19 protein-coding genes and 1 pseudogene are annotated in these 16,949 nt (G+C 63.1%); 11 read left to right on the forward strand and 9 right to left on the reverse strand.

All coding sequences use genetic code 11. The annotated features are described in order from the left end of the window. Window positions 1-313: 313 nt before the first annotated feature. A complete protein-coding gene (locus B4N44_RS10590) occupies window positions 314-1,744 on the forward strand; it encodes a BCD family MFS transporter (RefSeq protein ID WP_296700464.1) in 1,431 nt (476 codons plus the stop codon). A gap of 103 nt (window positions 1,745-1,847) precedes the next feature. Here B4N44_RS10590 and B4N44_RS10595 read toward each other — a convergent pair whose 3' ends face one another. From B4N44_RS10595 to B4N44_RS10605, 3 genes are all read right to left on the reverse strand, one after another. Continuing rightward, a complete protein-coding gene (locus B4N44_RS10595) occupies window positions 1,848-3,407 on the reverse strand; it encodes a DUF2325 domain-containing protein (protein WP_296700467.1) in 1,560 nt (519 codons plus the stop codon). A gap of 95 nt (window positions 3,408-3,502) precedes the next feature. Continuing rightward, window positions 3,503-4,471 carry a hypothetical protein gene (locus B4N44_RS10600; protein ID WP_296700469.1) on the reverse strand — a complete coding sequence of 323 codons (969 nt, stop codon included), beginning with the start codon at window positions 4,469-4,471 and terminating at the stop codon, window positions 3,503-3,505. Window positions 4,472-4,526: 55 nt separating this feature from the next. Beyond that, complete coding sequence (locus B4N44_RS10605) at window positions 4,527-4,787, reverse strand: ATP dependent RNA helicase (protein WP_296700471.1); 261 nt, start codon at window positions 4,785-4,787, stop codon at window positions 4,527-4,529. A gap of 606 nt (window positions 4,788-5,393) precedes the next feature. Between B4N44_RS10605 and B4N44_RS10610 the strand changes: the two genes are divergently transcribed. Both B4N44_RS10610 and B4N44_RS10615 read left to right on the forward strand, forming a co-directional pair. Next, window positions 5,394-6,179 carry a DUF4198 domain-containing protein gene (locus B4N44_RS10610; protein WP_296700473.1) on the forward strand — a complete coding sequence of 262 codons (786 nt, stop codon included), beginning with the start codon at window positions 5,394-5,396 and terminating at the stop codon, window positions 6,177-6,179. Then, complete coding sequence (locus B4N44_RS10615) at window positions 6,179-6,874, forward strand: hypothetical protein (protein ID WP_296700475.1); 696 nt, start codon at window positions 6,179-6,181, stop codon at window positions 6,872-6,874. The genes B4N44_RS10610 and B4N44_RS10615 overlap by 1 nt, the downstream gene beginning before the upstream one ends. 148 nt (window positions 6,875-7,022) lie before the next feature. Here B4N44_RS10615 and hemP read toward each other — a convergent pair whose 3' ends face one another. Further along, entirely contained in the window at window positions 7,023-7,211 is a 189-nt protein-coding gene (hemP, locus tag B4N44_RS10620; RefSeq protein ID WP_296700477.1) for a hemin uptake protein HemP, read from the reverse strand. A gap of 131 nt (window positions 7,212-7,342) precedes the next feature. Here hemP and B4N44_RS10625 point away from each other — a divergent pair, with 131 nt between their 5' ends. The 8 genes and pseudogenes from B4N44_RS10625 to radC all read left to right on the forward strand — a co-directional run bounded on the left by B4N44_RS10625 (window position 7,343) and on the right by radC (window position 12,482). After that, window positions 7,343-8,908 (forward strand): HsdM family class I SAM-dependent methyltransferase, encoded by a 1,566-nt coding sequence (locus B4N44_RS10625; RefSeq protein WP_296700482.1) that lies wholly within the window; start codon window positions 7,343-7,345, stop codon window positions 8,906-8,908. Further along, the gene (locus B4N44_RS10630) at window positions 8,898-9,179 is read left to right on the forward strand and encodes a hypothetical protein (protein WP_296700485.1); all 282 of its coding nucleotides are present in this window, start codon (window positions 8,898-8,900) and stop codon (window positions 9,177-9,179) included. Before B4N44_RS10625 ends, B4N44_RS10630 begins: the two co-directional genes overlap by 11 nt. A gap of 20 nt (window positions 9,180-9,199) precedes the next feature. Next, a pseudogene (locus tag B4N44_RS19945) lies at window positions 9,200-9,493 on the forward strand (DUF1016 N-terminal domain-containing protein); the annotation flags it as partial. Between the two features lie 31 nt (window positions 9,494-9,524). Next, window positions 9,525-9,725: a hypothetical protein gene (locus tag B4N44_RS10635; RefSeq protein ID WP_296700486.1), complete on the forward strand. Its 201-nt coding sequence runs from the start codon at window positions 9,525-9,527 to the stop codon at window positions 9,723-9,725. 23 nt (window positions 9,726-9,748) lie between these two features. Continuing rightward, the gene (locus B4N44_RS10640) at window positions 9,749-10,204 is read left to right on the forward strand and encodes a hypothetical protein (protein WP_296700489.1); all 456 of its coding nucleotides are present in this window, start codon (window positions 9,749-9,751) and stop codon (window positions 10,202-10,204) included. A gap of 321 nt (window positions 10,205-10,525) precedes the next feature. Next, on the forward strand, window positions 10,526-10,702 hold the full coding sequence (locus tag B4N44_RS10645) for a hypothetical protein (RefSeq protein WP_296700492.1): 177 nt from the start codon (window positions 10,526-10,528) through the stop codon (window positions 10,700-10,702). A gap of 17 nt (window positions 10,703-10,719) precedes the next feature. Next, window positions 10,720-11,796: a DEAD/DEAH box helicase family protein gene (locus B4N44_RS10650; protein WP_296700495.1), complete on the forward strand. Its 1,077-nt coding sequence runs from the start codon at window positions 10,720-10,722 to the stop codon at window positions 11,794-11,796. After that, window positions 11,748-12,482, forward strand: a complete 735-nt coding sequence (gene radC, locus B4N44_RS10655) for a JAB domain-containing protein (protein WP_296700500.1) — start codon at window positions 11,748-11,750, stop codon at window positions 12,480-12,482. The genes B4N44_RS10650 and radC overlap by 49 nt, the downstream gene beginning before the upstream one ends. Here the strand turns inward: radC and B4N44_RS10660 are convergent. From B4N44_RS10660 to B4N44_RS10675, 5 genes are all read right to left on the reverse strand, one after another. After that, window positions 12,473-13,330 carry a sigma-54 interaction domain-containing protein gene (locus B4N44_RS10660; protein ID WP_296700639.1) on the reverse strand — a complete coding sequence of 286 codons (858 nt, stop codon included), beginning with the start codon at window positions 13,328-13,330 and terminating at the stop codon, window positions 12,473-12,475. The genes radC and B4N44_RS10660 overlap by 10 nt on opposite strands. 5 nt (window positions 13,331-13,335) lie before the next feature. Further along, entirely contained in the window at window positions 13,336-14,034 is a 699-nt protein-coding gene (locus B4N44_RS10665; RefSeq protein WP_296700504.1) for a methanogen output domain 1-containing protein, read from the reverse strand. Window positions 14,035-14,083: 49 nt separating this feature from the next. Continuing rightward, window positions 14,084-14,326 carry an FmdB family zinc ribbon protein gene (locus B4N44_RS19950; RefSeq protein ID WP_414718140.1) on the reverse strand — a complete coding sequence of 81 codons (243 nt, stop codon included), beginning with the start codon at window positions 14,324-14,326 and terminating at the stop codon, window positions 14,084-14,086. 166 nt (window positions 14,327-14,492) lie between these two features. After that, entirely contained in the window at window positions 14,493-15,071 is a 579-nt protein-coding gene (locus B4N44_RS10670) for a beta-class carbonic anhydrase (protein WP_296700507.1), read from the reverse strand. A gap of 320 nt (window positions 15,072-15,391) precedes the next feature. Beyond that, window positions 15,392-16,879 (reverse strand): protein adenylyltransferase SelO, encoded by a 1,488-nt coding sequence (locus B4N44_RS10675; protein ID WP_296700510.1) that lies wholly within the window; start codon window positions 16,877-16,879, stop codon window positions 15,392-15,394. Window positions 16,880-16,949 lie beyond the last annotated feature (70 nt).

Raw genomic sequence — 16,949 nt, forward strand, 5'->3', positions numbered from 1 at the left:
CGGCGCCGCACGGCGCGCCTATCGTGACCGAAGGGCGGGGATGCCTCTACCCGGCAATCCCGTCCTTCGAAAACCCGATACCCGCCGATTCCCGAACTCGGACCGACATCGACCTCCCGCCCGAAGCCGCTCTCCCGTCGAGCAGTTGACCCCTCCTTAGGATTGCTTGTTCGGTGTCCGGCCGCGTCGTGCGTGATCGGGCCCAGTGCCTTTCCGTCCCGATCCGGGCATGGTGGATCATTGATGCACCGAGTGCGATAATCCTCACCCCTCTTGTTTCCGAGCCTATTTCACCTGTGGAGCTGATCCCGGCATGAGTCGTAAAGACGATCCCTGGGCGCAAGCCTGGCGCGAGCTGCTGCCTCGGATACTGCCTTTTTCCGATGTCTCGTCGGCCGATTTTCCGCTGCGCCGAATCCTGCGCTTGTCCCTGTTTCAGGTCTCGGTCGGTATGGCCATGGTGCTGCTGCAGGGAACCCTGAATCGGGTGATGGTCGTCGAGCTTGCCGTACCCGCATCGCTGGTCGGTCTCATGCTTGCGCTGCCGCTCGTTTTCGCGCCGCTGCGTGCACTGATCGGCCATCGGTCGGATTACCACCACTCGGCATTCGGCCTGCGCCGCATCCCTTACATCTGGCTTGGAAGCATGATGCAGTTCGGCGGATTCGCGATGATGCCGTTCGCCTTGCTGCTGCTTGCCGATGTCAATAACCAGTTCAATGTGCTCGGACAGTTCGGCGCTGCGCTTGCCTTCCTGTTGGTCGGTGCCGGACTCCACACCACACAAACTGCAGGTTTGGCGCTTGCCACCGATCTCTCGCCGCCGGAGAAGCGCCCGCGGGTTGTGGCGTTGCTCTACGTCACCCTCTTGGCTGCTTGGGCGGGAAGCTCGCTTTTGTTCGGAAAGCTGCTCACCAACTTCAGCAACGAGCTGCTTATTCAGGTCATTCAGGGTGTCGCTCTGGCGACGATTATCCTAAACGTGGTAGCCCTCTGGAAGCAGGAGGCGATCGATCAGCAGCGTGCGGCCAATCCGGTGCCGCGGCCGCCGTTCATGGAGACCTGGCGTAAGTTTACCCGCGGCGGTCGAGCGAGCCGACTGCTTGTGGTCGTGGGTCTCGGAACGCTCGGTTTCACGATGCAGGACATCCTGCTCGAGCCTTACGGCGGTCAGATCCTCGGGCTCAGCGTCTCCCAGACGACCGCGCTCAACGCCATTTGGGCCGCCGGATCACTGCTCGCTTTCGTGCTGGCCGCGCGCCTGATGGGGCGCGGTAGCGAGCCCTATCGGATTGCGGCGATCGGTGCACTGATCGGAATCCTCGCCTTTGTCGCGGTGATCCTGTCCGCCCCTTTGGATGCGACCTGGCTGTATCGAGCCGGTGCTGGGCTGATCGGTTTCGGCGGCGGGCTCTTCATGGTGGCAACCTTGACTGCGGCGATGGCCCTCGCCGAGGGCGGCTTCAGCGGCTTGGCACTCGGCGCCTGGGGTGCCGTTCAGGCGACGGCGATGGGTGTTGCCTTCGCCGCTGGCGGCATCTTGCGTGACGTCGTCATGGGGATGGCAAACCGCGGTGTCTTCGGAGAAGATCTGGCCTGGCCCGGGCTGGGATACGACGTCGTCTATGCCCTCGAGATCCTCCTGCTCATCGGCACGCTTGTGGTGATTCTCCCGCTGGTTCTTCGCCCCGGAGATGCCAACACCCGAGCCGGATCGAAGATCGGTCTCGATCATATGCCCTGAGCCCTTCGGCTCGTCTTGCGGCGGTCGTCGAGGCCTTCCGTCTCGACGACCGCTTTCTCCGTCTCCCGAGCAGCGCGGCGCTTGCCGAAAGCGAGCGATCGCCTCAGGCCGCCAGGTTCTCGATCGCCAAGGCGAACGAAGACAGCCCCGAGTTGCCGAGCAGGACATGCGGCTTCTCGGTGCGTTTGCAGAACCGTTTGGTCCGATAGTAGGCGCCGTGGCTGACGTAGTCAGTTGCGCAGACCACGATGTCGGCCGAGGCAAGCATCGCCTCGAGACGGTGTTGGTTGTCCTCCATGCCACCGTCGTGGTGGTCGAAGCGACCGTTGCAGCCCGCCACCATCGCGCGGTATTGCTCGACAAGCTGTTTGCGCCCGCCCACACAGAGCACCAATCGCCCCGCAAGATCCTTGGGCCGCGCGCACGACTCCGACGTACAGCCGTCGCACCGATCCGAGAGCAGGTGCTCGAGCAGTCGCTCGGTCGCCCGGCGTTCGGCTTGTGCCGTGCGCCGGGCGCATTCCGCCGCGTTGGCCTGGTGTCGCGCCTGTGTGCCGGCGTCTTGAAGAATTGCGTTCTCCTCGCGAAGCCGCCTCAACTCGGCGTCTAGGTCCGCGACCTGCTCGACCAGTGCCTTTATCCTTTCGTGATGGCTTGGCCCATGCATCACGTCGAGCTGTTCGCGTAGGGCCTGCTCCAGCGCGCGCGATTCGGCGTACTGGCTTTCCCGACGCGCCAGGGCGGTCTCGAGGGCGCGGATTCGCGCTTCGCGCAGGTCTGCCTGTTGGCGCGTGCGCGTATGAAGATGATCGAAATCGCGCTGGAGTCGCTCGAGCTGCGTGCGCGTCTCGGTGAGCCGCTTGAGATCGGCACGCTGCCCGGCACCGATCTGATGCGAGAGCATGTGGATCTCTTCGTATGCGCGTGTCATCACCCGATGGTCGGCACGCGGATGTGTCATGAGTGCCCAGAGCCCGCCGGGGACATCCCCGCTGGCGAGCGATTCGCTCCAGAGCGTCAGGAGCGCGTCGGCGTCACGTGCCTTGGTATAGCGTCGAACGCTCGTAGCGAATTTCTTTTCCAGTGTCTTGTATGTCGCCAGCGACAAGGGATTCTTCTCGGTCGCCGCCGCGACGAAACTCACATGGATGTCGAACTCCGACAAGGGCGTGTCGGGCCGTTGGGCCGTCCGCTCGGCGATGCGACGCAGCTCGTCTACCGTGAGGCAGGTCCCGATGATCGGGCAATGGTGTTTGTGCGGGAGGTCCCACAGCTTGCGCCGCCTCGTCGTTTTCTGGATCGGCAGACGGCTCGGCGGGTCGGACAGCTCGGTCGACGCTGCCGCGGAGGCAGCGCCCGAGATCGACGGGCTCGCCGATCGCGAGAGTGCGATCGGCGGCGACGCGAGCACGTCCGTTTCGGGGAAGAGCGCTTGCGATAGCCTGCTCTGCGCGCCTCGGGTCTGTCGTAGGGTCTCATCCGTCGGGGCCTCGGCATGATGCGCGCAACAGGTGCGCTGGCGTGGCCCGCTGCCGATCCGCAGCTCCTCGAGCATGCGGTGCCATGACGAACCCTCGACCTCGGCGAGCAACTCTTGACTTTCGAAGTCATAGATCGCAAGTCGCGCAGCCTGGACGGACACCTCGAAAATAAGCCGTTGCATGGAGGCTCCTTCTTGAACCGCGCCCGGCGCGGTATGCGATGCGTTTGGATGAGATCGCTCCCGGCAGACTTGACGACCGCCGGAGCGGGCGCGGTTTAGTCCTGAAGCGCGTTGACGAGCGTGCGCCAGATCGGATTCTCGCCGGCCACGCATCCAGGCAGCGAAACGATCGTTGCCAACGACCGCCCTCGCGCGTCGTAGAGTCGGAGTGACGTCTGCTCGTGCGCCGCTTCGGAGACCTTCAACACCCAGGCCGAGTCGATCTTCGAGGTGTCGATTCGCCAGCGTGCCGAGTCGCTCCGCAGGGTCTGCCAGAGGCCGTCGCGTCGATGGCCGAAGAAGGCGCAGTCGAGGCTGTAAGCAACCCCCGCGGTTCCGGTGGCAATGCGAACGGGCAGCGCCTGCTCCGCGAGCGCTTCGATGAAACAGGGAACCAACGCGGCGTCCACGGCTTTGGCGCAACCGCATTCACGCAGCCGTGCGGGACTGAGTCGGAGCTGGCCCGTCGCTTCGGCGAGATCGAGCGAATCCCCCAGCTCCGCCACCAGTCCGCGAACCGCATCGACGTCGAGCTTCCCTGCGTCCCCGTTGCGCTTCGGTGACGGCTCGGACCCTGAAGGGGCCCGGCATAGGGCACGGCATCGAGTCAGGATGTCCGAGGAGAGCCCTCGATGGTCCTCGCCGAAACCGAGATCCAGCAGGGGTGCGCCTTTCATGTCCAGGATGGCGAGGTCCCCGCGCCGGTCTCGGTCTGCCGCATCCGTTGCGGATCGATCGATGTGAGACCAGCGATCAAGCAGCATCCGAAGCGTGAACCGGCGGCCCGAAGCGATCCCCAAGGAGTCTTCGATGCGAGTGTCCGGCCAGTTGCTGCGGTGCTCCAAAGTGACCGCGGGTTGGCGGGTGCAGATGCGGATCTCTCCGGCACCGACGAGTTCCCGGAGGAACGCCGCCCAGCGGTCGACATTGCCCGGGGTGTTCTCGCTTTCCGGTCGAAAGCGTAGTCGAGAGGCCGGCATAACGGCCGCGCTCGGCATGTTTCCTAGCTCGATGTAGGGCGGCATGGCACGCTCCTTGACTGGCCCCGGAGGGTCGGCGTTGTTGTCGGCGAGGTCCTGCTCAATGCGCGACCATGGCGCCCTGTTGAGCGAGCCAGCGCCAATGACGCGCCAGTCTGCGATAGGCACAAAACCGCTCGGCATCGGGCCCCAGATCCGGATGCAGGTAGAGCGCCTCGATGTATTCGACGACCCGTTCGGCGAGATCGGCCGAACGGTGCCGAACGTAGCGGCGAATCAGTTCTCCCAGATGAAGCTCTAAATCCTCCGGTTTGAGCCGGGAGAGATCGGCGCTCGAATGCAAGGGGGTATCGATGGGCATGGTGTGTCTCCTGAGACATCGAGCTGTTGTCGAACAATGCCCCGCTGGCGATACGGACGAAGCGTCCGGGGTTTGGCTGACGGGAGTCCCGCGTCGAACGGGCCTGGAACCTGTCGCGAGCAGTCGGCACGAGATCCGGAAGGCCCCGTCCCGACTGCTGGCTAGTCTAGTAATGCGAATCGTTCGCATTAAAGATAGATGGCGGGTTGATGCTTGTCAACGCGAAACCAGCGGTGCGAGTCACGCGGCTGGCTGGCTGCTCCAGCGGTCAACCGAACACGATGCTTGACACCCCTGCGTAATATCTTTTTACAATCGTTCATACGATTGGCCCGCGGCATGGACTTCGGCCGGCAGGTTTAATCCCCGAGTATCCCGAAGAGCAAATCTCCCGAAGCCCGAATTCGTTCCGGGCGCGGTTTAAGTTCGATGGATCATCGCTTTGTCGTTGTCGCCGCGCTTTCATGATTTTATAAACAACCTCCTGAACCGCGTCATGCCGAGGCGACTCTTGCGCTCCGAGGCCGAAAGCACCTCGGAGCGCACATCTCGCGTGGAACGCGGCTCAGCCCGACCCTGATCCGCAACCTATCGATGGAATCCATCATGACGCCTTTGTCCAGCCAATCTTCCCCGATCCGGGTCTCTCTCGCCGTCGCACTCCTAGGCGCAGCCGCTGCCCATGCCCACTTTCAGGAGCTCATCCCGTCCACGGATATCATCAACGCGAAGACCGGCAACAGCGTGACGCTGGAGATGCGTTTCACGCATCCCATGGAAGGTGGTCCGCTGATGGCGATGGGAGAGCCCGTTCAGGTCGGGGTTCTGAGTCCGGGTGGTCGGGAAGATCTCAAGTCGAGCCTTCAGGCAGGGGATGTGGACGGTAAGCGCACCTATCGTCTCGACTATAAGATCAAGCAGCCGGGCGACTATGTCTTCTATCTGGAGCCCGCGCCTTATTGGGAGCCGGCCGAGGAAGCGATGATCGTGCAATACACCAAGGTCGTCGTCGATGCCTTCGGTGCGGAGGAGGGTTGGGACGCCGATCTCGGTCTGCCGGTCGAGATCGAACCTCTGGTTCGACCTTACGGACTCTGGGCCGGCAATCTCTTTCAAGGGATCGTCAAGCAAGACGGCAAGGCGGTGCCGTTTGCCGAGGTCGAGGTCGAGTGGCGCAACGACGGCTCGGTCAAGCCGCCATCGGATCCTTACATCACCCAGGTCATCAAGGCCGATGGGAACGGGGTCTTCAGCTATGCCATGCCCAAGGCCGGCTGGTGGGGCTTCGCCGCCCTGATCGAGGGCGATGAGCCGATGAAGAATCCCGACGGGGAAGCTGTTCCGGTCGAGATGGGTGCGCTGATCTGGATCCATACGCGCGAGATGCGCTGATGCGCGGCGCAGAGATCGGCGCGAGGATCGCCGAGGGTCGAGCGCGAATGGCGTTCAGCGCGAACGGATCGACGAGCGCCGCTCGCCGCGTCGCCGCGCTTGTGCTGTTGTTGACTCTCGGCGACCCGGCCCTCGCGCATAAGCTCCAAGTCTTCGCTTTCGCCGAAGGCGCACGGATCAGCGGATCGGCCTACTTCGCCGGCGGCGGTGCCGCTTTGGTTGCGCGAATCGAGGTCCGGGATGGCGAGGGCGGGGTGCTGGCCGAGCTGGCGCCGGACGGCGAGGGCAGGTTCGTCTATACGGCTGCTGCGCCCGTGGATCATCTGATCCTGGCCATCACGAGCGACGGTCATCAAGCCGAGTGGCGTGTCCCCGCGGCCGAGCTGGCGACGGGCTTCGGGTACGGGGGGGCGATCGCCCAAGAAGCTGAAAGACCTCATCGGCGCGACGAGCCCGTGATCGTCGAGACCGATGCATCTTCTACATCGGCAACCTCCGTGGCGATCCTGGACCCCGCGTTGGAGTCGGCAATCGAGCGCGCCGTCGCGCGCCAGATTCGCCCGTTGCGCGAGCAACTTGTCGCCGCGGAGGACCGGATCCGTTTCCAGGACATCCTCGGCGGCATCGGCTACATCATGGGTCTGACCGGACTGGCGCTCTGGTGGACGAGTCGCCGTCGATCCGGTCGTGCCTAAGGTGATTTCCTGGTAAGCATCCCGGCTGCGGGTGAGCGGAAGACCTGAAGGGCGGTCAGTGCGAATAAATTCGCACCTACACCCGGTGGCTTATTTCCCGGCATTCACCAAAGTTTTGCGCGCCTCCGGAGCGGAGGCTTGCGCTTGCCTATTTGGTCAAGATCAATTTGTTGTTGCGCGTCATTCTCAGGACGTAACGATCACCCGCGTGATCGATCAGCAGCAGATTGTTGCCGCGCAGCAGCGCGTTGCTGTCGATCCGCGGCAGATCCGCGCGCAGTGCGGCGGCGGACTGTGCACGTTGACTCGGGCTCTCGGGCAGGGATTCTCTCGGCATGGCCGTCACTCCGCGTGAGTCGGTTTACAAATGCGAATCGTTGTTATTAAGGTTATTTCGCGAGCAGTCCGCTGTCAAGTCGTCTCGGCAATCGCTATCCGCCCGCGTCGAGCGTTGTTCTGCCGATCATCGTGATCCGGCGCCTGGAGTGCGTCCTGATCAAGTGGCGGGAGGACAAGGCGGCCGAGGTGCGGTCCAACCGGCCCACCTTGACCGAGCATGCGCTCGCTAAGCTGGTGAAGGGGCTGGAGATCGGCACGGCTCCATTCTGGAACCGGACCGACAAGACGCTGCGCAGCGTCTACGAGGAAGACCACACCCTGCTCGAAGAGAGCTTTCGTGACTCTATCAACGGCTTCTCGCCCAACGTCGACGACATCATCGAGCACTTCAACTACCGTGGCACCATCGGGCAGATGGTCAAGAACAACCGTCTCGCTCCGATCCTGAATCAGTACAAGGAACTGGAGCTCGGCCCCGACAAGCTCTCGCCGCTCGAGATGGGCTACATCTACGAGGAGCTGCTGCGGCGCTTCTCGGAGCAAAGCGGCGAGGAGGCCGGAGAGCACTTCACCCCGCGCGAGGTGATCCGGCTGATGGTGGAGCTGCTGGACATCCCTGTCCCCGAGCGGCACATCTCCGTCTACGACCCGGCCTGCGGGACCGGCGGCATGCTGTCGGTGGCCAAAGAGCATCTGCTCGACCGCGCCGCCACGCCGGAGCAACGCGACAGCGTGGAGCGGCTCGTGACCGTTCACGGCCAGGAGATGTCGCCGACCAACTACGCCATCTGTCAGGCCGACTCGCTGATCAAGAACGACCGACAAGCCAAGGTCTATCTCGGCAACTCGCTGATCCCGCACGACTCCCACAGCCGCGAGCCGGGCGATCAGCTTCCGGAAGCGGGATACCGTTTCGACTTCATGCTCTCCAATCCGCCCTTCGGCGTGACCTGGGGCGGCAAGGACGGCTACGAGACCGAGGCGCGCAAGCTGGCCAGGTCGCGCGTAAACGACGGCGCGCTCCTTTTCCTGCAAACCATGCTGGCCAAGATGAAGCAGCCGGAGAAGGGCGCCAGCCGCATCGCCATCATCTTCAACGGCTCGCCGCTCTCCAACGGCGATTGCGGCTCGGGCGAGAGCGAGATCCGACGCTGGATCCTGGAGAACGACTGGCTCGACACCATCCTGATGCTGCCCGATCAACTCTTCGACAACACCGGCATTTACACCTACATCTGGCTGCTGCGCAACGACAAGCCGGCCTCCCACCGCGGCCGCGTGATGCTGATCGACGCCCGCCAGCAGTACGAGAAGGAGCCCAGATCCTTCGGCAACAAGCGCAACCGCATCAGCGATGGTCACCGTGCCTGGATCCAGGAGCGCTACCGCGAAGGCCGGGAGGAGGGCTTCGTCGACGAGCAGGTCAAATGCTTCCGGCGCGAAGACTTCGCCGACCACAAGGTCAGCGTCGTCTTCTGGCAGTTAGTTGGACGAAGACGACCGGCCCGCCACCGTCACCGAGCCCTACGAGAAGGCGTTCACGGCGGCGAACCTCAAGAAGGAGCAGGAGTTTTACGACAGCGAGCTGAGCTTTCGCTTGCGCATGAAGATCGGCGAGACCGAGACGACGCGGACCTTTACCCTTGGTCCGAAGGACAACGCGGCTCGGCAGTTCAAGGCGCTCATGCAGAATAAGCCGCAGGTGCTGTCCGTCGACTGGACCCACCGACACTATGTGAAGGACGACGAATACATCCCGTTCGGCGAGGACATCGAGGCGTTTCTTGACCGCGAGATCGCCAAGCCGATTATCCGCTGGCAGGACAGCCCGCAGCTCGGCTACGAAATCCTGCCGAACAAGTACTTCTACTGCTACCAGCCGCCCAAGCCCGCGGATGAGCTGCGCGCCGAATTCTGGCGTCTGGAGAAGGAGGCGGAGACGCTCTTGGAGGGTTTGGCGCAGTGAAGAAAGGCGCCGATTCAGACATGATCGTCACCTCGGGATACCGGCAGTTTATCGGCGATCTGAAGGCACGGGTCACCGCCGCGCGTCTCTCGACCGCGCGTCATATCAATCGCGATCTGATCAATCTCTATTGGGACATTGGACAGTCGATTGACCAGAAGCAGGCGGTCATGGGTTGGGGCGAATCCGTTGTCGAGGTCATCGCCCGTGATCTGAGTGCGGCCTTTCCCGGGACGACCGGGTTGTCGCCCCAGAACGTCTGGCGGATGCTTCGGCTCTATCGGACCTACACGGACGCTCAATTCATCTCACAGCTTGTGAGAGAAGCAAACCGGCAATGTCTGGATGCCCGAGGTCCCGTCGGGTTGGGAGCTGTCGAGCCTGAAGCGGGTCTCCGAGATTCAAGGCGGCCTCACACTCGGCAAGGTATACGAGGGCAGGGTGGTCGAAAAGCCCTATCTTCGAGTCGCCAACGTTCAGGATGGGCATCTGAGCTTGACGCATGTGACGACGATCGCCGTGCCGGAGGAGGTGCGGCTCGGGTGACGCTTTGCTCCGGCGATGTTCTGATGACGGAAGGCGGCGATCTCGACAAATTGGGTCGCGGCACGGTTCGGAACGGCGAGATCCCGGATTGTCTCCATCAGAACCACATCTTTGCGATCCGCTGCTTCAAGCACAAACTGCTGCCGGAGTTTCTGGCCTATCTGACCGCCTCTCGGTATGGTCGCGACTACTTCGAGGCGACCGGCAAACGCACGACAAACTTGGCGAGCACGAACTCGACCAAGGTTGGCCTGTTCCCGATCCCTCGCCCCTCGATCGATGAACAACGGGCTATTTGTGCCTTTCTCGACGAGAAGCTGGATCGCATCGGACGGATCGTTCGTAGTATCGAGTCGCAGATCGATACACTCGGCGCTTACCGAAAATCCCTGATCCATGAATGCGTCACCGGACGGCGGCGGATCACGGCGGCGGATGTGGAGCCCTTGAAGGTTTGGGTGGCCGGCGGGCCTGATTAAGCGAGGCTGCTCTTGGTGCGCTCCATGTCTCCGTGAGAGACTTTAAACCGCGCCCGGTGCGGTATGCGTTGTTTGTTGGATTGGCTCGGCCGCGCCAGCTCCGCAAACTTTCGGAGCCGGCGCGGTTTAACGTGTTAAAAAACATTGAACTCTAAACCGCGTCACTACAAAGGTCGGAAAAATCCTTGAGTCCGACAAAACGTGAAAATGACGCATTTCACTCTGGACGCGGTTTAGAACCCGACAGGATTCAAGGCACACGTCGTCCATCCGTGTGCATCGATTAGGGCCGGAACGACGATCAGGGAATCGAGATCCGACATGGCAAAAGGTCGACGGCACATCCCGGAGCTGAGCTTTCAGCAGCACATCGCGGCCTGCCTGGTGCGTGTGCACGGCTATGGCGTGCTCGAACAGTCCGACATCATGGACACCGAGAACTGCATCGCCGAAGAGGAGTTCTGGAGGTTCCTCACGGCCACCCAGTCCGATTCCTGAATGGTCTGCCGATCGTCGTGCTGGAGCTGAAGCACGAGAAAAACCAGAGCGTTCACAACGCCGTCGCGCAGTTCGCCGCGCGAGACCACGGCCACAAGATCTTCCAACATCCGTTTCTCTATCTCGCTGCGGATACGAGCGATGTAATGGCCGCGAGCGACCCGTGCCGCGTCGAGAACTTCCGTTGGCACAACAGTGGGTTGATCAATCGGCCGCAAACCGACGGGGAGTACCCGATCGAGTTTCTGTACCGCGAGGTGCTCTCGCAGGACCAGTTGCTCGAAATGCTGTCCTTCTTCCTGGTTCGGGTGCCGCACCGCGAGGCCGAGGACGACAAGCCGGAACGTCCGGCCTTCACCATCCTGCCGCGTTATCACCAGAGCCGCATGGTGCGGAAGGTCGCGGACGATGCCGCGGCGCACTTTGCGGCGTCGGGCGACATCGGTCGGAAGTATCTGATCGGCCATTCGGCCGGCAGCGGCAAGACGCTCTCCATCTGTTGGCTTGCGGACCGGCTTCACAGCCTCTTCAAGCCGGGCACCGGCGAGAAGCTGGTGGACATCGTCTTCATCCTGACGGACCGCAAATCGCTTGATACCAACATCCGGGACGATCTCGAGAACTTTGCGCACCTCAAGGACGTGGTGGGTCTGGCACGCAAGGCGGACCATCTGCCGCGCTTGCTGAAGGAGCGTAAGTCGATCATCGTCAGCACCCAGCAGAAGTTCGTCTGGGTGCTGGAGCAGATCGAGAATAATCCGGACCTCGAGGGTCTGCGGGTGGCCTTTCTGATCGACGAGGCCCATCGTTCGCAAGAGGGCCGGATGGGGGTGGCCATCTGCGTGCCGTTTCGCGCGTCGGGGGATCCGGATGCGGAGGACGCCGAGGGCGACGACAAGGACTCGGAGGAGACCATCGCCCGGATCATCCGCGAGCATGACCGTAACCAGCTTTTCGTCGCCTTTACCGCCACGCCGTCCCTGGCCACGGTGACTTCATTGTCCGGTCGTCCCCGGGTCGGATCAGGAGCGGCTGTATCCGAAAGGTGTCGGTCAGCGAGCATGCGGTCAACGGGCTCGCGGACGGCGAGCTGATCGAGAACCGCTTCGAGGGCGACGATTACCGGTTGATGGTGGTGGCCAGCAAGTTCCAGACGGGTTTCGATCAACCGCTGCTGGCCGTGCTGCTCGGCAAGGGCACACCGGGCACGGATGTGATGGCGCTTGCCGCCAAACTGGCCAGGGTCATCGACGAGAAGGGGCTCGAGGTGGAGGCGGACGATCTGCGCGGACTCGATGGCATCGGCGACGCGAAGGCGACCTTGGTGATGGCGGCCATGGAGTTCGCGCGTCGCCGCATTAAGCCCGACGGGGCAAGGATCGAGACCCCAGCCGACTTGTTGTCGCATGTGCGGCACTATGCCGACCGCAAGCAAGAGCACTTTCTCTGTGCCAGCATCAACGGGGCGAACGAGATCATCAACATTCGGGTCGTGTCCATCGGTCTGGTCGACCGCACGCACGTTCATCCGCGCGAGGTCTTCGCCGACGCCTTGACCGATCGGGCCTCCGCCGTGATCGTCGCCCACAATCATCCCGCCGGGAGTCTGGAGCCGTCGCCAGCGGATCTCGCTGTGACCCGGCAGCTCAAGGCCGCGGGTGCTCTGCTTGGCATCGGGTTGCTCGATCACATCATCTTCAACCGCACGATCTATTTCAGCTTTCTGGAGGCGGTGCGGCTGTGGCGACCGACGGCGCAACCGCCGAGACCCTACCTGTAGTCCGCAGCCCTGAGTCCCTGCGCCTTGAGCTTCATGCGGACCGCTCGCGGCGTGATGCCCATCTGAGTCGCGATTTGATCGACATTGCCGCGACTGACCCTCAAGGCTCGTGTCAGCGTTTCGACCTCGGCCTGCTTGGCTGCTTGCTGTTTGCGTGTGCGCCATGCCGGGAGGGATTCGCTCGGCGTCGTCACCGGGACGTCGATGTCGGTAATCCGAGCATCCGCGGCAAAGATGAAGGCGCGTTCGAGGACGTTCTCCATCTCTCGAATGTTGCCCGGCCAGGCATAGGACAAGGCTTTGAGCCGCGCGGCTTGAACCAATGTCTTTTCGGCAGTGGCATAGCGTTGGGCGAGCTTGCGGATGATGTGCGTGATCAGGGCGTCGATGTCCTCGGGGCGCTCGCGCAGCGGGGGGATCGCGATCGGCACGACGTTGAGTCGATAGAAGAGGTCGCGACGAAAATGTCCGGCGTCGACCATCGCGACGATCTCGCGGTTCGAGGCGGCAATGATCCGGACATCCGAGCGCAGGTGGCGCTTGCCGCCGACCCGTTCGTATTCGCCTTCCTGAATGACACGCAACAACTTGGCTTGCGCCGAAAGCGGGAGCGAGTCGATCTCGTCGAGGAAGAGCGTCCCTTTCTCGGCACGCTCGAAGTAGCCGTGATGCACCTCGTAGGCGCCCGTGAAGGCGCCTTTCTCATGCCCGAAGAGGGCCGTTTCGACCAGATTCTCCGGAATGGCGCCGCAGTTGACCGTGACCATCGGCTTGTCGCGACGTGCACTGAGCCCATGCAGGGCGCGTGCGACAAGCTCCTTTCCGCAGCCGGTCTCGCCGGTGATCATGACGGTCACGTCCGTCGGCGCCACGATTCGGACCGCCCGCAGCGCATCGCGGCGGACTCTGCGACGATCGGCTGCAGGGCCGCGTCGGTGCTGCCGATATCGACCGGCGGCGGGCACCAGTTCTCGCGCAGTCGCCGGCGAATCCCGGGTGTCATGAGTGTCGTGAGGTTTCCCGAGGTCAGGCGCTCGCCGTCCGCCCGGTACTCGGTGCCTTCGTTGCGTGCGGCAAGCTGCCGATCGAGATAGATGCAGACGTTGCAGGAGCCATCCCCGCTCGCGATCGTCTGTCGCAACTCCACCTTCGCATATCCGAAGTGGCGCGCGGCGATTCCGCCGAAGACGCTCGACGTCATCCGGCAGAGCGAGGGTGCATGCTTGACCTGCTCGCCGAAGGGGCAACGGCTGTTGACGACCCGAACCATCCCGGCTCCGCAGGACGCGCGGGAAAATCGCCCGCCGATCTGATTCTTGATCTCGACGATCAGGTCCGCGTAATGGTCCCGGTCCAACGGTCCCGGCGAGCCGAGGACCTCGCGGGCCTTCTCCTCCAGGCAAACACCCGCCGTCAGGCCGATCTGCTCGATCTGCTCGAGGTGAGCGGCACAACTGGGGCATTCGGCCCGATCCATCGCCTTGGCGATCTCGGCCACGAAGGATTGAAGAAAGGCGACCGCGCGTGACGGTGATCCGGTTGCTTCAGGCATGTTCGATGATCGATAAGGTCAATCGTTCAGCCAAAAAGAGAAGGGGCTCTCATGAGTGCCCGCACCCGCATCCTGCACCGTGTTGGTGACCCCGCGGCGTGTCGGCAGGCTGCAGCGAGCGAACGGCCTGATCGCGACCCCGGGCCATGCGGCCGTGTACCGCCGGTGCGCAGAGAAAGACGCGAGCCGTTGTGCCCCCGCAGGCGGGACAGGACGGCGGCTCGGCGTTCATGGACTGGGATCTCTCGAAGGAGGTTTGACAGCAGGTGCACCGGTAGTCGTAGATCGGCATCGGAGGACTCTCTGTTTGATGTCGACGCTCGTCGTCGAGCAAGTGTCGTGGCGCGAGGCAAGTCGGCGCCCGAGCCGGGCGCCGTTTCGATCAACGCCAGCGGTTGGGCTGCGGCGTCGTGACGCCGAACTGCGCGGAGGTCACATCCGTACGGGCGCGCTTCTCGTCATCGAGCAGGGGCGGGCGCAAGCGCCGGGTCTCCACCTCCCAAACCCAGCCGCTGACGACCCACGTCCTTCGGGATCAGCGGGTGATTTCGGAACGTCTCCACCGTCTTCATGCAGGTGACGTCCACATCGTCCATCATCCCGATCCATTTCGCGAAGCCGCCCGGAGCGAGCTTCAACTCGGGCAAGGTCGGATCCAGGGTCAGTTCGTCGATGTCGACGCCTTTGGCCCGGAGTGCCGCTTCCAGGTCCTTGGCGTTTGCCGACAACATCCCGCACTGGGTGTGTTGGACGATGACGATCTCCTGTGTCCCGAAGAAGTTGCAGGTGAGCATCGCCGATCGGATGGCGTCGTCCGTGACGATCCCGCCGGCATTGCGAAAACAATGGGCGTCTCCGCCGCCGACCGGGCTGTCGACCCGAATCCCGAGTGCTTCATCGACCGGCAGGCGCTCGTCCATGCAGGCCAAGACCCAGAGTCGACGGTTGTTCGGGCCATCGGGTCCGAAGCGGCGGCGGGTCGCCCAATGGTTATAGGCATCGACACGTGCGGTGATCTCGTCTTTCAGATAGCTCATCGCGTTTCTCCTAACCCTCAGTTGGTGTTCTGGTTGGCCGAGAACGGCAACCGGAACTTCGCAATGCTTGTGCCAGGGTGGACGATGATCATCATCAAAAGCTTAGTGTAGCGGTTGGATTTGGTTTCGTCGTCGGTTTGAGTGAAATCCGAGATGACTTGAATAAAAACAACGTATTGTGATTTGGAAGTGGGGTTTCCGAAATGGAAATGCTGCTTCCGGATTGGTGCGCAAACCATCGCGGATTATTCCGGGACTGCCGACGATGAAGGGGATTCAGCGGCCGGCGCAGGATGACCGGTGTTCCCGGCGGTGTCGCCTCAGGTCCCGCAAAAGGTCCTCAACACACGCTCATCCTCCTGCGGCGGCTCGGTGTAGCCGGCAAGCTCGGGGCGATCTTCGTAGGGGCGCTCGAGGACGTGCAGGATGGTTTCGAACGGTCCGAAGTCGCTCTGTTCGACGGCCGCAGTCAGCGCCTGCTCGACGCGATGGTTGCGCGGAATGACCGCCGGATTGGTATCGCGCATGCGCGCGGCGCGCTCGGCGGGGGTTTGCCGGTCTCGTTCGAGTCGTGCCCGCCACTGCGCGGCCCAGGCGTCATAGGCCTGAGGGTCGACGAACAAATCGCGTACGCCGCTGTCGGCTTGTGGATCCGCGGCCGCGTCGCAAAGGCGGCGGAAGGTCAGTGTGAAGTCGGCATCCGATGCCTTCATGGCGTCCAAAAGCCCGTGGATGAGGTCGACATCCTCCGGCTCGGTGGTGGCGAGGCCGAGCTTGCGTCGCATGCCGGCGGTCCAGTGCTCCTCGTAGCGGCCGAAGAAGCCGCGGATGAGGTCGGTCGCCTGCTGGATCGCGGCGTCCGATGCGCCGTCGATCAAGGGCAGTAGTGTTTCGGCGAAGCGGGCGAGGTTCCATTGGGCAATCCCGGGCTGATTGCCGTAGGCGTAACGGCCGCCGCGGTCGATCGAGCTGAAGACGGTCGCGGGATCATAGGCGTCCATGAAGGCGCAGGGCCCATAATCGATCGTCTCGCCCGAGATCGCCATATTGTCGGTGTTCATGACGCCGTGGATGAAGCCCACGTGCATCCAGGCGGCGATCAGGGCAGCTTGTCGCTCCAAGACGGATTGGATCAGTGCGAGGTAGGGTGAGTCTGATCCGGCGGCTTCCGGGTAATGGCGAGCGATGACATGATCGGCGAGATGCCGCACGGCCTCGGTGTCGCCGCGCGAGGCGAAATACTGGAAGGTTCCGACACGGATGTGGCTGCTCGCGACGCGTGTCAGGATCGCGCCGGGCAGGATGCTCTCGCGATAGACCGGCTCGCCGGTCATGACGACGGCGAGCGCACGGGTGGTCGGAATCCCGAGCGCGTGCATGGCCTCGGCCAGGATGTATTCGCGCAGGACGGGTCCGAGCGCCGCGCGCCCGTCGCCGCTGCGCGAGAAGGGGGTTTGTCCGGAACCCTTCAGTTGGATGTCGCGACGTTTTCCGGCACGGTCGAGCACCTCGCCAAGCAGGATCGCTCTGCCGTCTCCGAGTCGAGGGACGAAGTTGCCGAACTGATGGCCCGCATACGCCATCGCGATCGGATCGCCGCCCTCCGGCAGGAGATTGCCGGCGAAGAGCGGCGCAGCCACCTCCGGCTGCGCCGCCGATGGATCCAGGCCGAGCTCTTCGAACAACATCGCGTTCAGCTTGATCAAACCGGGCGCCGTGACGGGCGTCGGGCGGATGCGGGCGTGAAAACGATCGGGCAGACGTCGATAGCTGTTGTCGAACGCGAAGCGAATGGCTTGCTGTGTCATGCGATGGTTTGATGTCGGTTGCGAGTCGATACAGCAGGCATGCGGCCATCCCGGCAATTCGCAACTCTAC

This window comes from Thiocapsa sp. UBA6158, from assembly GCF_002423035.1.
Taxonomy (GTDB): Bacteria; Pseudomonadota; Gammaproteobacteria; order Chromatiales; family Chromatiaceae; genus Thiocapsa.